We start from the raw sequence: 13,761 nt of genomic DNA on the forward strand, positions 1-13,761 counted from the left end.
TCGTTGAGAATAATCGATATTCTAGATACTTTTATGTTTTTATGTTCTTTTACCCTTAATCCATTGGTGCTAATAGGTTTAAGTCTCCTAGATGAATCAGTATTTTTATATGATTTATATTAAGCGTGAAATATATTTACATAAAAAATTATCCCTTATTGTAATTTAATAAAGGTCATGTGTTTTAGTTGATTTAAGACAAATTTGCTTTACTTATGATAGGTATTTGTACATAAAAAACAGCCATAACCAATTTCAATGGTTATGGCTGTTTTTTGTATTAACTATACTAACTCATATGTCTAACACTATTTATGATAAATAAATTTCTAAGTTATTTATTGGGCTCAGAATCCCATCCACTTAAATTACTATTTCCACTAAAGACAAGTTCATTATCACTTAAATAATATACATCTTCATCTGGATAGTATGCTACGTCTCCTTGTTCTTTAGTACCAATATCAAGAATTTCTAAGGTTTCATCTCCTGTATTTATAAATTGATGAGCTATGCCTTTTCCTGCAGGCTTGGCAACAAAATCTCCCTTTTTCATTAAATATTCTTTGTCATCAATCCTCAAAGTTCCATATCCACTAAGAACCAGGAAAAATTCTTCTTGTTTTGTATGACTGTGATATTTAGCACTTTTAGAACCTGGTAATATTCTATCAATATTTATATAAATCTTCTCGCTGCCTGTTGCTTTACCCAAATAAGAAGTATTAGCTTTGCCTAGGAAGTCTACTACGTATTCATTAGGAAAGTTGTTAATATTTAATATATTAATCATATCTAAAACTATCTCCCTTAACTATTGTGTATCTTTCGAAACATACATTCTAATTTATTTTACTAAATATGTATTTATATGTAAATATGTAAATACATATTCTAATTATACTCTTCCCCCATATCCATTACATCCTTATGATATGATTCTCTGTAACTACTGCAAGTGAGATTTTTCCATCTTATTCTTCTGTATATGCTCCACTCTTTAGAAAACTCACTATTCACATAGTTATAGGAGCAAATTCAATTAAAACTTATAACAAACTATTATAAATCTCTACTCTTCATTTTATTTAATTCTAATTTTTCTTTTCATTAATTTATATAATCCTCAATTTTTTCATATAGAGTCTTATCTGGATACAGAGACATAATACTATCATCATCTATCAATTTATAATATCTAGTAGAGTAGCTAACGCTAAATTTGCTATTTGGTAAAACAAATCTTAATATCTCCCCATAACAATTAGGTTTTCCTCCTGAAGGCTCTCCCCAAATAACACAGTTTGTCTCAAATTTGAATTGATAAGCATTAAGTAATCCTGATGAAAAAGTCTCTCTTCCTATTATTACTTTCAGTTTTTCCTTATTGTTAATTCTAGGATTATTCTTTATATAGTATAATAAAGGTTCTAATAATCTGGAATCGCCACCCAGATTATTTCTTAAATCTATAGTGATTTTACCAATAGAATTTTTCTCTATAAAGTTTATAATCTCTGCTATTTTTGTACTAATTTTTTTATTTTCATCTTCCCTACAATAATTATACTTTATGTAAAGTTCCTCTTTATCTTCTAAATATTCATACCACAAATTCTCATTGGATCTTATTGCATATAAGGGCAATTGGCTATCTAAATATTTTAATTCATTAATATTAACTGTTTTAACTTTAACTGTATTGTGTTCTGTTGTTATTTTAATATTATCCATAGAATCTGATATCAATAGCCCATATAAAACTTCTGCAACCTGCATATACTTCATACTCTGAGCCTTTAAAAAATGTTCATTTTCAAAGGATATAATTTCTGAAAGTTCATGAAGAATCTTATCCATCTTAATATCCTCAATTGCTATAACTTTCTTAAATAATAAATTCTTATAAGCTTCATTAGTTCTTATAATATAAATCCCATCCTCAAACCAATAAAACTTAATAGGCAAATACTTATTAGCAGGAAATGCAACTGATGTATGAGCATCTCCAATTGACGCAACCACCCTTGAAATCTCTACCTTCATCTCTTCATAATCAAGGTCACCTATCATTGACTTTAATTTATCTATCCTCCTATCAAACTCTTCCCTAGTTATATTAAAAAATAAATTTTTATGCTTTTCTATGAGATTTTCTCTCAAAAATTCTATATCTTCTAACCATTTTTCTTCCCATTGGCTTTTCATAATATTATATTCTCCTCTTTGTTTATGTCCTCATAATAAATAATCATAAATTAATTATGTTATTAAGACTTTAACATAAAATCTAATGCTTAAATAGTTATATTTTAAAATATGATTTCTATATTAGATCATATTCTTTATCCATTGTTTAAGTATACTTAATCCAGCTTTCAAAATAGGAAAACCCCTGAAACCCGCACGGCTACAACAAATAGTTAAATAGTTAAATATGTTCATATATTTATATTTAAATAGTTCTCTATATAAATAGTTTAATATATACCTATGTATATATTTGAACTAGATAAAAGTATAATTCTTTTAGATGTAAAATTAATTTTAAAAATGGATGTCTTCAATATTATTTTAACAAAATATTTTAAAATAATATTTAAGTAGCACAAAAAATTTATAGGTGGAGATGTCCACCTATAAAAAAGTATGAATTAACATAACTTCATATTATGCTCATATGAATTACAAAAACAATGCCATTACATAACTATCTTTGTATGTTCCATCAGCCATTTTTTTATCATGCACTTTTTTTCCTTCAACCTTAAATCCAAGTTTCTGATACAAAGAAAAAGCTCTCTCATTATCAGTATCCACTTCCAACTCAAGTTTTTCTAGTTTCTGTTCTATACTCCAATTAATACATTCCTCTAATAAAGCTCTACCAATACCTTTATTCCAATAATCTTTTTTTACCGAAATACCGATATCTCCTTTGTGCTTGCATCGTTTTCTCGAGTCAATAGAAAAACCACAGGTTGCAACAATTTCGTCATTAACTTCTGCTACTAAAAATAATTTATATGGTGTATCTATCCAAAATTCTATTAATTCTTTTTCCCTTTCAACACTTATAGTAAATTCTCCTGGTTCCCGTAATAAAAAAGTGCTTTCTGTATCAATTAACTTTATTAAATCTATCACTTGTTTAGCATCTTTGACTTCTGGATTTCGAATAATCATAGAACATTCTTTTATACTAACTTTTTTATTATATCGAGCCACTTGTTTTCCTCCCTTTATGCAAATTAATTAAAAAATTTCTATTTTATAATAATGTTATCCATTAGATTATAGTTTTATATCATAGTTAAGCAGTTATAAGAACTTATTTATTATTACTGATTATCGACTTTATTTCTATTAGCAACCACAACTCCTACAAGTGGATGCAATCTGTGTACTTCAACAGTAAAATCAAAATTTAAAAAGCAATTTTTTAACTCTTCCACGCTGGATGGAAAATCTACTTCCGGTCCATATCCTACTAAGGAAAATTCCTCACTATAATCGTTAGGATTTTCAAAAAACATTAAATCACCAATAATAATACTTTGCAAATTTTCTCCACCTATATTAATCATTTTTTCTATTGCTTTTTGCTTATATATTGTAGTTAGATGATGTAATGCATAATTAGAAATAATTTTTGTAATACATTTTTTTCGTAAATTTACACTCAATTCAGGCTCTTCAAATGTCCCTATATATAATTCAATATTATGTGCTCTTTCATTTTCTATATTTGCTTTAGCTTGTTTAAGCATTCCATCACTAATGTCTACACCAATTGCTAATTTTATTTTTCGTGATAGCTCGATAATTTGCTTTCCAGTGCCACACCCTAAATCGAGTACAATATCATTCATATTAGGTTTAATCAATTCATTTATTAGTTCTGCAGTTTTGGACCTCCAGTGATAGCTGTCCGTAACATATTGTTTACTTGCGTCATTGAATCTTTGTTTTGCTCTTGTTTCCATATTCGTTATCTTGATAATATCAATAAGTTGTTGAACTTCCAAAAAACTATTATTTTGTATTTGCTTTTCGGCTTTATTTAGAGCAGTAATAACTGTCTCAATATGTTTCTTCTTTTCCTCTAATGCTCTTGTTTGAACACTTATTATATTCTCTATATTTTGGTTTTTTTCATTTATAAGTTGTTTTATTTCTTCAAGTGACAATCCAATAAACTTAAGAGTAATAATCTGTTGTAGCTTGATGAAATCTTCATCACAATAAATTCTATAACCAGCTTGCGTTTTTAAAGATGGCTGTAACAGCCCAATCTTATCATAATGAAGCAATGTTTTTACAGTTACCCCTGATCTTTTAGCAAACTCACCAATCTTCAAGATTCCCGCCCCCTTTCAATATTATTTTAAATCCTAACCTTTGGTTAGAGTCAATACTGATTGTTATAATTTATTAGCTACTTCGCATACTCCTACTATTGTTCATTAGATTATAGTTCTATATCACAGTTAATCAGTTTTAAGAATTTATTCATTTTCTCTTTCATCTAAATAAACTGAAAGATATGCTCCTATTCTTCCATTTGGAGCACATTCATCCATAAGTCCAAATTCTGGATCGTAAAATTTTCCATTATAATGAATCACCCAATGACCATAATTCGGAAACCATACTAAAAGAACACATATAGGCGGATAGCTTGGATTTTCACTTGTAATTTTTACAAATGCATCATCACACTTCACTCCACATGCTTCTAAGCCATTTATAATATCAATGGGCTCTGTTGAACCATCTGTTCCCATTTTATTTATTGCTTCTTCTATGCTAATATTTGCTAACATTGCAACACAAGCCTGTCCGCATGTTAAATCTGTTGATTGTGGAATATATTTAATCATAAAATATCCTCCTTATGAACTTAATGAATTAAACGGTATATATTTTAAATATTAATCTTATTCTTACTTTTTAACAATATATGCATATATTACATATCTATTATATATCACGGTTTAAGTGAGTATAAGACTAGAAAAAATGTAAATTTTATGGTATAATGTATGTATAAAGTAAATGGATTATTTATAACACTAAAAAATGAGCTCCAGTTTAAGTTTATTACTAGAACTGGAGCTTTAATTTTTTTACTATTCTAGATTAAGTTTATTCTTCATAATATAGTTAGTTATACAGAATAAAATTGTGAAGAAAATTAAACAAACTATAATTGCACAAAGTATTGCATATTGTGGAGATATATTAATATAATTTCCAGTTGCAATTAGCATAGTTATACCTATTCCTATTATTGATTGTTGAGCAATGCTTAGTATCATAAATCCAGCAAATCCTCCTAATAATTTTTTTGATTTAAACAACTGACCTATAGAAAGCGATGCATAAAGCATCATAATTTGATGAGCTAAAGATACAATTCCAAAGATTATAAATTCTATAATACCAATGATATTTAATCCAATTTCAGGATAAATATTTTTAAATTCTCTAATTATCTCTTTTAATGCTCCTGGTTGATAGGCCATTACAAATATAGACATTGCAGCTATCAGACCACTTATTATAGTCCATACTATAGATACTATTAATTTATTAACTATATTTTGTGAGCTTTTTACTGGGATGGTGTTCATTAAATATCCTTCATCTCCAAATAGGTTTTTATAAAATCTTTGTAGAGTTATAAAAAGCGTTCCCACAAAAACTGCCACCATAGTTACGAAATATCCTATCATTGTTATAACCGCAGGAACTCCACCTAAGAAATCCATATTCACTTCATCCAAATTAGTTCCAATAAATATCTTATTAATAATTGAAAAACCTAGTAATGCTCCATAAAGAGGTAGCATTATTCTGCCTGTAGCCTTAAATTCATATTTCATTAATTTTCTTAGCATCTAAATACCTCCCTAAATAGCTCATCTACTGTCTTTCCGCTACTTTCTCTTATTTCATCTACACTTTTTTGTAGCATTATTTCTCCATTAGATATAAACACAACATCGTCTAAAACTTTCTCTATATCTGCTATTAGATGTGTTGAAATTACTACAGTTGCATTTTCGTTATAATTGCTTATTATAGTGTTTAAAATATAATCCCTTGCTGCTGGATCTACCCCTGCAATAGGCTCATCTAAAAAGTATAGCTGTGCTTGCCTACTCATAACTAAAATAAGTTGAACCTTTTCTTTTGTTCCTTTTGATAAAGTCTTAAGCTTAACATTTGATTCAATGTTTAACTTACTTAGCATATCATAGGCTCTCTTTTCATCAAAATCCTCATAGAAGTCTTTGAAAAAATCTATAATATCAGATACCTTCATCCAGTCATTAAGATAAGTTCTTTCTGGAAGATAGGAAACTATTTTTTGAGTTTCTATGCCCTGAGGAAGTCCTGCTATCTTTACTTCTCCTGCTGTTGGCTTCAATAACCCATTAGCTAACTTTATTAAAGTTGTTTTACCACTACCATTAGGACCTAAAAGTCCGACGATTTTCCCCTTTTCTAAAGTTAAATTAATACCTTTAAGTGCTTCCTTATTCTCATATTTTTTTACTAATCCCTTACATTCTAAAATAGGTTCACTCATTATTCCATCTCCCTTGCGATTTTTCCTAGAAACTCCATGATTTCTTCATTACTAAGACCTAAATTTTTCATACTTTTAAGAAAAGTCATTGCTTGATCTTTAGCTATATCTAACTTAATATCTTTTATCATATCTACATCCTCCGTAATAAATCTTCCACTAGTTCTTTGACTATAAACAAAACCTGTTCGTTCTAACTCTGCTAAAGCCTTTTGTATAGTATTAGGGTTTACTGATGCCTCTTCTGCCAACTCTCTTACAGTTGGAAACTTTTGTCCTGGTTTGTATTCTCCTGATATTATCTTTAGTTTTATCTGCTCAATTAATTGAATATATATAGGTCTCTGGTCTTTAAATTCCCATGCCATCTAATCACCTCTTTTTGTATTATTGTATTGTTGTACTAACTCCTTAATACAATAATACAATCTACAACTGATCATGTCAACACCTATTTATATAAATATCAAAAAATAAAATTCAGAGAAAGTTTAATCTTTCTCTGAATTTTATTATCCTTAATTTTATAATATAACAATTTATATAGTTTCAATCTCAACTTTTATTGCTGTAGCACCTTCTAGCTGAATCCATTTTAAATTTGCTTTGAATTCTGTAGCAACTTTATCTAAATTATATATATTTTCTATAACATAAGCTCCTTTATTTTCGACATACTTATCTATTGCTACGTGAGCTGCACCATGTTGTATTCCACTTAGGTCAATACCTATTAATTTTACATTACAATCTAATAATTTATCTATAAGCTCATTAGTTAAATATGGACTTGGTTTAGAGTTAAAATATTCTTCACTTCCATATCCATAGGTTTCTAAGTAACCAGTTCTAAATATTACAAAAGAACCTGCTTTAATTGATAAATTTTCTAATATATTAACGTCTATAATATCTATTTTCCTAGCATCTATTACCTTAACATCTATTTGCGATGGTAATTCTATATTTGATAGATTGTAGCAATCTATATGAGTTCCTATATGTTGCCTTTGATGTACCGGCTGTGAGTCTCCCCACTTTAATATTTCTCCTGGAATATTAAAATTCGTTAAGTGCAAATTCATATTATATTTCTCCTTCTGTTTTTATTAATTCGTCTAAATAACTATTAAATTTAATCAAGAAATTAGTTACAATTTTTTCTTCTTTCTTATCTACATTTTTAAAAAATATCCTATTTCTTTCTTCCCATTGCCTATGTTTTATTTCATGATATTTATATAACTCTTCACCTGGCTCCGTTAATTTGAAATATATTTCCTTATCATTATTAGGATTTTTATATTTATCAATAAGATTACTATTTAGAAGCCTTTTAGTTATCTTGCTTATAGCACCTCTTGTCATATTCATACTTTGAGATATTTTAGTAACATTAGGATTTTTCATTTTCCCTATTAAATCTATACAGTGTATTTCTGAAACCCCATAATTTTCATATTCACTACCCAAAGCTAATTTCCCTAAAACCTCTTCCTTTTCATATATTTCTTTAAAACTTTTCATAATAATATTAATATTATCTACTTTAAACACCTCCATATTGTTTCCTTGTAAACAATACTATCATCTTTTTGTTTCCACGTCAACAATTTCGCACAAGTACTAATTTACCATTATAATTCCATTATTAATACAATTTAATAAAAGAAGCCATAAGAATAATTCTTCATATAGCTTCTTCTAAGTCATTTTATATGTTTTAGCAAAACCTCATCTAATTAAAATGAAGCTCTACTCCTTATTAAATTTTTAATACTATCCTTTATATATACTTTTTCTATATCTAACCATAAAGTACATTATTAATTTTATCACATTGAGTTAAAGTAACTGACAATTCTCACAGTAATAAATACTACCACCTAAATAGTTTTCCTTTTTTATAATTCCACCACAAAAAACACAAGAAGAGCCTACATTATTCTTGCTCATCTTAGTTTTATATCCACCATTATTGCTATGGAGATCCTTTTCTGTATCTCTTCCACCAAGTTCAGTCATATTGGAAAGAACAGCTTTAATGGAACTATACAAAACTTCCTTATTCTCATCTTTCAATGTACTAATCTTTCGTTTCGGATGAATTTTAGCATTCCATAAAATATCTTGTAACACTCCATTACCAAGTCCAGGTATTCGCTGCTCTGTAGCAAGAAAAGCCTTTGTGCTTAACTTCTGCACAAACTGTGCGGATATTAATTCATCAAAATAAGCTTCATTAAATTCATAGGATAGTGGAGATGGTTTTTCCTTTGTAATCTTATAATAATTATTTTCGAATCCCTCCTCGGTATTAAAGCACCATATTCCCCCATACATCTGAACTGATGCACTAACTTCAGATAAATCATTAAACTCTAACAGAAGTTGATGTTTTGCAGGACGCTTTTCACCTTTCTCACGATATCTAAATGCTACCCCATCACCAATTAATATTGATGTATTATCCGCATTAATTTCAACCATACCTCCATAAGCAGTTGCCATATTAATAGTCTTCCCTACAAGCATTTCATGGTATTTTTGTGGATCTCCATGATACCACGCAAACTTATGTGGAGTATAGTCAGCAATAACATTCACAATCTGCTTTCCCTTAATTGTATTGTTAATCTGACCTGCAAGTGTTAAAGCTTCTGGTATCTCAATCATTGTTATCCCTCCAATTATTTAAAACATAGTTTATCTAAATTTAACCTCTTCTAGTTATTTCTTATTATTCCATTATATATTTATTTTATATACATTTATATACTTATTGTAAAGAAAATGAAAGAAGGATAAACCCATAATCTGAGGATTCTCCTTCCTTATTACTTGTTAAATACTTCTGTGACTTTCATCAATCATCTAGCTATTTTAGTATTAATTCATACTAAACATTCTCACAGTTACCATTTTATTTCCATTGTTATTTATAGATATTAATATTATAATTTAGAAAAATATCTAAATTATAAGGAGGTTTCAAATGAATCAAGGACAAGAACATTTTTTAAATTTTATTATTCAAAACGTAGAAGAAAAAAATCAAGATAGAGCAAAACAACTACTTAATGAAAGTTTTACAAAACAAGATAATGGAACATTTAATGCAGAATATATGTCTAGTTTTATTCCTAGAATGTTAGAATTAATAAAACCAGAATGTGTTGAACAAGTAAAAAACATTATGATGAATCATAAAGCATAAAAATATTCAAGGTAACAATAAGTAATTTAACATGATAATTTAGTTAAAGTACTTATTGTTATCTTATATATATAAATAAAATAAACCTACGAAAATATTATTCGTAGGTTTTATTTGTTATTATTAGTATTTAAACCATATTGAATTTAAGCTATACTTGATTTTAAACTTAACTGTTTTAAAATAATACGATTTACTGATTTAATATCCTCTTCACTAAGCATATCTCCAATAAACATAATTTGAGACTTATCAATTATAGTTAACTGTTCAGCCATTATAATGTTTCCTTTTGCAGCTATATCATACTCTTGTGATAAAGCTGTATGTACAGTCATCTTATTCTTATTTTTACTAGTTATAGGCAACACCATAGTTGTAGTTGAAAATTTATTTCCAGTATTGTTTTGTACAATAACTGCTGGTCTTTTCCCATTTTGACAACTCCCATTCTCCTTTTCAAAATTTACCCAAACCAATTGACCTCTTCTAATTTTCATAAACAATACGTCCTTTCTATACAATGAGGTGTTATAAATTTTTCTCAAACTAAACACCTCATTTTTACATTACTTTCCTCTTATAACTAATTTCAGCTGTTTACTATAAGTATTTATTAAATTCTTATAGTAATCTAAAGTTGTTGAATTTTCTATGTCTTCTATAGCAAAATACATATATCCTAAATCATTTTCAATTTTCTTAACATCTATTCTATTTAACTTTGAAAGGTCACCTTTGATATATTCATCAAATACAAAGTCTTTTAAATCCTTCCTTAGCTCCCCAGCCTTATTCTTTAAATTTCTTTCAAATCCATTACTCATCCCAAGGATCATTGTCACTTTCGTCTGCTCCGTAGTCGTCAACATCACATTGATATTCAAACTCTTCTCTTGACATGCTTCCTCCTTCATTTCTATATTCCTTCCATCTTCCATCTCTATCATCTCTACACATTTTTAAAACTTCCTTTCTTTTATTTATATCTTTGATACAATTTGATTTTATCTTAAATCATTTTTTAAGCCTGTTTTAGTTAATCCCCTTCCTACCCAAGACTTCCTTGCTCCAAGGGGAAAAATCACTCAAAGATGGCTTAAATATTTAAAGTAAGTGAAACAAAAAGGTTGCTTAAAGTTTATATTTCAAACTTTAAACAACCTTAATTATTAACTATTCTTTATTCTTTTTTCCATTGCTCTATTATGGTTACTATGAATCCCAACCTTTTTATCATCAATTTGCTCTTCTATATTATTTCTTATTTCTTCAAAATCATTTCTAAAAATCCTACTAACTTCATCCTTATCATCTATTATGAGGAAATCGATATTTTTATGCCTTTCTTTTAATTCCAATAATTCATCTGAATTCAAGGAATCATTCATAGGAATTAATAATATTTTATCATCAGTTAGAAAATTTTCTAATAATGAGTTTATTAAATTATGTTTCATTGAATTATCTATAAAGAAATCTGTAAAGGATTCTACTACTCTATAAAGATTATTATTGGAATCTACAGCCATAGCAGCATAAACATACTTGCTTTTAGGTGTATTTGCTATATAGTTTATTCCCTGTTCTTCCTTTAATCTCTTTTTCTTATTTTTAATACTATCCTCATTACTTTTCTCATTTACATAGAATACATCAATATTATACCAACATTTATAATTCTTATTAATATAATCTATTATTTCATTATCATCAATATATTTAATATTTTTATTATATATATTGTAATAATTTGGTTTACTATATTCTACTCCAAAACTACTTTTGATATAGTAAAATATGAGATTTATACTCCACCTTAAGTAAGGAATTCCAAAGTTTAAAGGAATGCCCTTCAAAGCTTCCTCTAATTTTCTATTTTGCTCATAAGTTAACTCACTTTTTTCTGATTTAATATCGATATAGCACTCCCCTTTAGAATAAACTTCTAAAAATTTCTTTTCCATTCTATAAAGAGTAGTTCTTGCAATATCATATTTTTCTATAACTGCATTCTTAGATTTATTGTTCACATATATGTCCTTAAACATATTAAGTTCCTGTATTATCTCTGCAGATAAATCTTTATGTTCCAACTGTTCAATGATATATTGACCTATCAATTTTCTTTCCATTTGATCTATTTTGCTCATACTGTTATTTTCTCTTTCATTTATTTTGACTTCTACTGAGTCAAATAATTCTGTTTAGCATACACTTGTATTAGTAAACAATCAAATTGAGCAATCATTTTCATTTATTAATTTAGTAACCTTTCTATTTATTGCTTCAAAAGTTGTGTTTAATTTGAAGGCCAATTCCGTAAACAGTATATTTTGAATATAAGTTAAAAGTTTGTTATCTTGTACATGAAATTTTTTTCCTTCAACTTCAATTTTACGCTTTTGTCTCATTAAAGTGCTGGCTATCTTAGAAATATCTTTACGATTTCCTGTTTTTACAATATTAGAATATACTTGGTTTCTTTCAGTGTTCGCTTCTATCCACTCTATGCCTGGCTGACTGAAAGACTCTAAAATCTCTTCTGCTTCCTCTTTATTTACAAGCTGTAGCATTGCTACCTTATCACTTTCAACTGGGACGCTTATACTTAATGAATAATCATCCACTGGGTGCAATTCATAGTAATTTCTCTTTTTCCCACATATTATTTTTTCACATATGTCATCTATACGGCAAATACCATGTGCCGAATAAATGACTAATTCTCCAATATTAAACATTCCACTTTCTCCCTTGATGTACTTTGTCAACTAAGTTGACTAATTTCATTGTACATCAATTTTTCCAAATTGTCAATTAAATTGACAATCCCTAATGAATTATGTATATTATTTGTATATTATTTTAGTAAATATAATGATTGGAGTGAAGCGATTGAATTCTGAATTACAACACTTAGATTTAATTGACTTAATAAGTGAGCGTCACGTTCTACTTCGTAGAATATGTGAAAAATCCTGGAATGATAATAACGATATACATATTTCAAACTCTGAATGGTATATCATGGCAAGAATATATAAAAGAAAGACAACTCTATCCTACGTTACAAAACATGTTGATATCTCTAGGCAGGCAACCCATAAGTTTGTAAAAAACCTTGAATCAAAGGGATTAATTGAAATTACAAATTCAACGGATAACAATAGGGATAAATGCTTGCAGTTGACTCCCCTAGGTGAAGAATGTTATGAGATAAACCTATCACAAAAGACAGCTATTGAGCAAAATTTAGCTGAGAAAATTGGAGTTGATAAAGTAGAAATACTTAAAGATATTTTAAAACTAGAATGGGACATATAGGAAATACAATAGCCTTATGTTTCTACTAATGTCTTTTTACTATACCTTTAGAATCATAAGGCCATACTTAATGCAAATACTACTTTGATCTATCATTTTATATGCAATTTCTCTAATATGCTATTCTGAACTTCTGGATTCACTGCTTCCAGAAAATTTTCAAATGCTTCCGGATATAAAAAAGCTTTTACTCCAAAATCATCTTGATAATGTTTTAAAATTTTTTACATTCATCCTTTATAGTGTCTGTAATAGACATTTGTTTAATTGTCTTTCTTCTTTTGCCTTTTCAATTAGAGGTTTAGCAACTTCACTACCAATCCCCTTACCCCAGTAACTAGGCAATATCATATAACCTAGTTCCGCTTCTCTAGAGCTCTTTTCTTTAATTTTCAACAAAGCAGAACCAATAAATTTATTAGTTGTAAATTCCATTACTTTAAAATTACCAAATGACTTATGTAATTCGTTGTTACTCAAAAACACATTATAATTTCTGTTTGCTTCATCCAAATGAATTGCTCACTCTGTAATCATTGCCATTACTTCTTTATTACCAACTAATTTATAATATTTACAATTGTAGTATATTTAGCTAACTTATGTCTATGAATTATCA

The 13,761-nt window shown here is 28.0% G+C and carries 19 protein-coding genes; 2 read left to right on the forward strand and 17 right to left on the reverse strand.

Annotation, left to right across the window (positions count from 1 at the left end; genetic code table 11):
* Nucleotides 1-334 precede the first annotated feature (334 nt).
* The 11 genes from ABDZ93_RS18375 to ABDZ93_RS18425 all read right to left on the reverse strand — a co-directional run bounded on the left by ABDZ93_RS18375 (nt 335) and on the right by ABDZ93_RS18425 (nt 9,274).
* Nucleotides 335-793, reverse strand: coding sequence for a cupin domain-containing protein (locus ABDZ93_RS18375; protein ID WP_343827966.1), 459 nt, complete (start codon nt 791-793; stop codon nt 335-337).
* Between the two features lie 317 nt (nt 794-1,110).
* On the reverse strand, nt 1,111-2,208 hold the full coding sequence (locus tag ABDZ93_RS18380; protein WP_343827967.1) for a S41 family peptidase: 1,098 nt from the start codon (nt 2,206-2,208) through the stop codon (nt 1,111-1,113).
* A gap of 477 nt (nt 2,209-2,685) precedes the next feature.
* Nucleotides 2,686-3,228 (reverse strand): GNAT family N-acetyltransferase, encoded by a 543-nt coding sequence (locus tag ABDZ93_RS18385; protein WP_343827968.1) that lies wholly within the window; start codon nt 3,226-3,228, stop codon nt 2,686-2,688.
* Nucleotides 3,229-3,341: 113 nt separating this feature from the next.
* Nucleotides 3,342-4,361 (reverse strand): MerR family transcriptional regulator, encoded by a 1,020-nt coding sequence (locus ABDZ93_RS18390; RefSeq protein ID WP_343827969.1) that lies wholly within the window; start codon nt 4,359-4,361, stop codon nt 3,342-3,344.
* A 147-nt stretch (nt 4,362-4,508) separates the two neighbouring features.
* The gene (locus tag ABDZ93_RS18395) at nt 4,509-4,883 is read right to left on the reverse strand and encodes a cysteine peptidase family C39 domain-containing protein (RefSeq protein WP_343827970.1); all 375 of its coding nucleotides are present in this window, start codon (nt 4,881-4,883) and stop codon (nt 4,509-4,511) included.
* A 249-nt stretch (nt 4,884-5,132) separates the two neighbouring features.
* Entirely contained in the window at nt 5,133-5,903 is a 771-nt protein-coding gene (locus tag ABDZ93_RS18400) for an ABC transporter permease (protein WP_343827971.1), read from the reverse strand.
* Nucleotides 5,897-6,598: an ABC transporter ATP-binding protein gene (locus ABDZ93_RS18405; protein ID WP_343827972.1), complete on the reverse strand. Its 702-nt coding sequence runs from the start codon at nt 6,596-6,598 to the stop codon at nt 5,897-5,899. The genes ABDZ93_RS18400 and ABDZ93_RS18405 overlap by 7 nt, the downstream gene beginning before the upstream one ends.
* Entirely contained in the window at nt 6,598-6,966 is a 369-nt protein-coding gene (locus tag ABDZ93_RS18410) for a GntR family transcriptional regulator (protein ID WP_343827973.1), read from the reverse strand. The genes ABDZ93_RS18405 and ABDZ93_RS18410 overlap by 1 nt, the downstream gene beginning before the upstream one ends.
* 171 nt (nt 6,967-7,137) lie before the next feature.
* Nucleotides 7,138-7,683, reverse strand: coding sequence for a cyclase family protein (locus ABDZ93_RS18415; protein ID WP_343827974.1), 546 nt, complete (start codon nt 7,681-7,683; stop codon nt 7,138-7,140).
* A 1-nt stretch (nt 7,684) separates the two neighbouring features.
* Nucleotides 7,685-8,155 (reverse strand): MarR family transcriptional regulator, encoded by a 471-nt coding sequence (locus ABDZ93_RS18420; protein ID WP_343828149.1) that lies wholly within the window; start codon nt 8,153-8,155, stop codon nt 7,685-7,687.
* Nucleotides 8,156-8,443: 288 nt separating this feature from the next.
* Entirely contained in the window at nt 8,444-9,274 is an 831-nt protein-coding gene (locus ABDZ93_RS18425) for an endonuclease VIII (RefSeq protein ID WP_343827975.1), read from the reverse strand.
* A gap of 319 nt (nt 9,275-9,593) precedes the next feature.
* Here ABDZ93_RS18425 and ABDZ93_RS18430 point away from each other — a divergent pair, with 319 nt between their 5' ends.
* Nucleotides 9,594-9,815: a hypothetical protein gene (locus ABDZ93_RS18430; RefSeq protein ID WP_343827976.1), complete on the forward strand. Its 222-nt coding sequence runs from the start codon at nt 9,594-9,596 to the stop codon at nt 9,813-9,815.
* A gap of 146 nt (nt 9,816-9,961) precedes the next feature.
* On the opposite strand, the gene ABDZ93_RS18435 is transcribed toward ABDZ93_RS18430, so the two are convergent.
* The 5 genes from ABDZ93_RS18435 to ABDZ93_RS18455 form a co-directional block, all read right to left on the reverse strand.
* The gene (locus ABDZ93_RS18435; protein ID WP_343827977.1) at nt 9,962-10,315 is read right to left on the reverse strand and encodes a type II toxin-antitoxin system PemK/MazF family toxin; all 354 of its coding nucleotides are present in this window, start codon (nt 10,313-10,315) and stop codon (nt 9,962-9,964) included.
* Nucleotides 10,316-10,384: 69 nt separating this feature from the next.
* Nucleotides 10,385-10,642, reverse strand: a complete 258-nt coding sequence (locus tag ABDZ93_RS18440; protein WP_343827978.1) for a hypothetical protein — start codon at nt 10,640-10,642, stop codon at nt 10,385-10,387.
* Nucleotides 10,635-10,775, reverse strand: a complete 141-nt coding sequence (locus ABDZ93_RS18445; RefSeq protein WP_343827979.1) for a hypothetical protein — start codon at nt 10,773-10,775, stop codon at nt 10,635-10,637. The genes ABDZ93_RS18440 and ABDZ93_RS18445 overlap by 8 nt, the downstream gene beginning before the upstream one ends.
* A gap of 212 nt (nt 10,776-10,987) precedes the next feature.
* Entirely contained in the window at nt 10,988-11,968 is a 981-nt protein-coding gene (locus tag ABDZ93_RS18450) for a hypothetical protein (protein WP_343827980.1), read from the reverse strand.
* An 81-nt stretch (nt 11,969-12,049) separates the two neighbouring features.
* The gene (locus ABDZ93_RS18455; protein ID WP_343827981.1) at nt 12,050-12,559 is read right to left on the reverse strand and encodes a CarD family transcriptional regulator; all 510 of its coding nucleotides are present in this window, start codon (nt 12,557-12,559) and stop codon (nt 12,050-12,052) included.
* A gap of 154 nt (nt 12,560-12,713) precedes the next feature.
* Between ABDZ93_RS18455 and ABDZ93_RS18460 the strand changes: the two genes are divergently transcribed.
* Nucleotides 12,714-13,142, forward strand: a complete 429-nt coding sequence (locus ABDZ93_RS18460; protein ID WP_343827982.1) for a MarR family winged helix-turn-helix transcriptional regulator — start codon at nt 12,714-12,716, stop codon at nt 13,140-13,142.
* A 237-nt stretch (nt 13,143-13,379) separates the two neighbouring features.
* Here the strand turns inward: ABDZ93_RS18460 and ABDZ93_RS18465 are convergent, their stop codons facing one another.
* Nucleotides 13,380-13,655, reverse strand: coding sequence for a GNAT family N-acetyltransferase (locus ABDZ93_RS18465; RefSeq protein ID WP_343827983.1), 276 nt, complete (start codon nt 13,653-13,655; stop codon nt 13,380-13,382).
* Between the last annotated feature and the right edge of the window lie 106 nt (nt 13,656-13,761).

It is taken from the genome of Clostridium subterminale, assembly GCF_039521425.1.
GTDB lineage: Bacteria > Bacillota > Clostridia > Clostridiales > Clostridiaceae > Clostridium_J > Clostridium_J subterminale.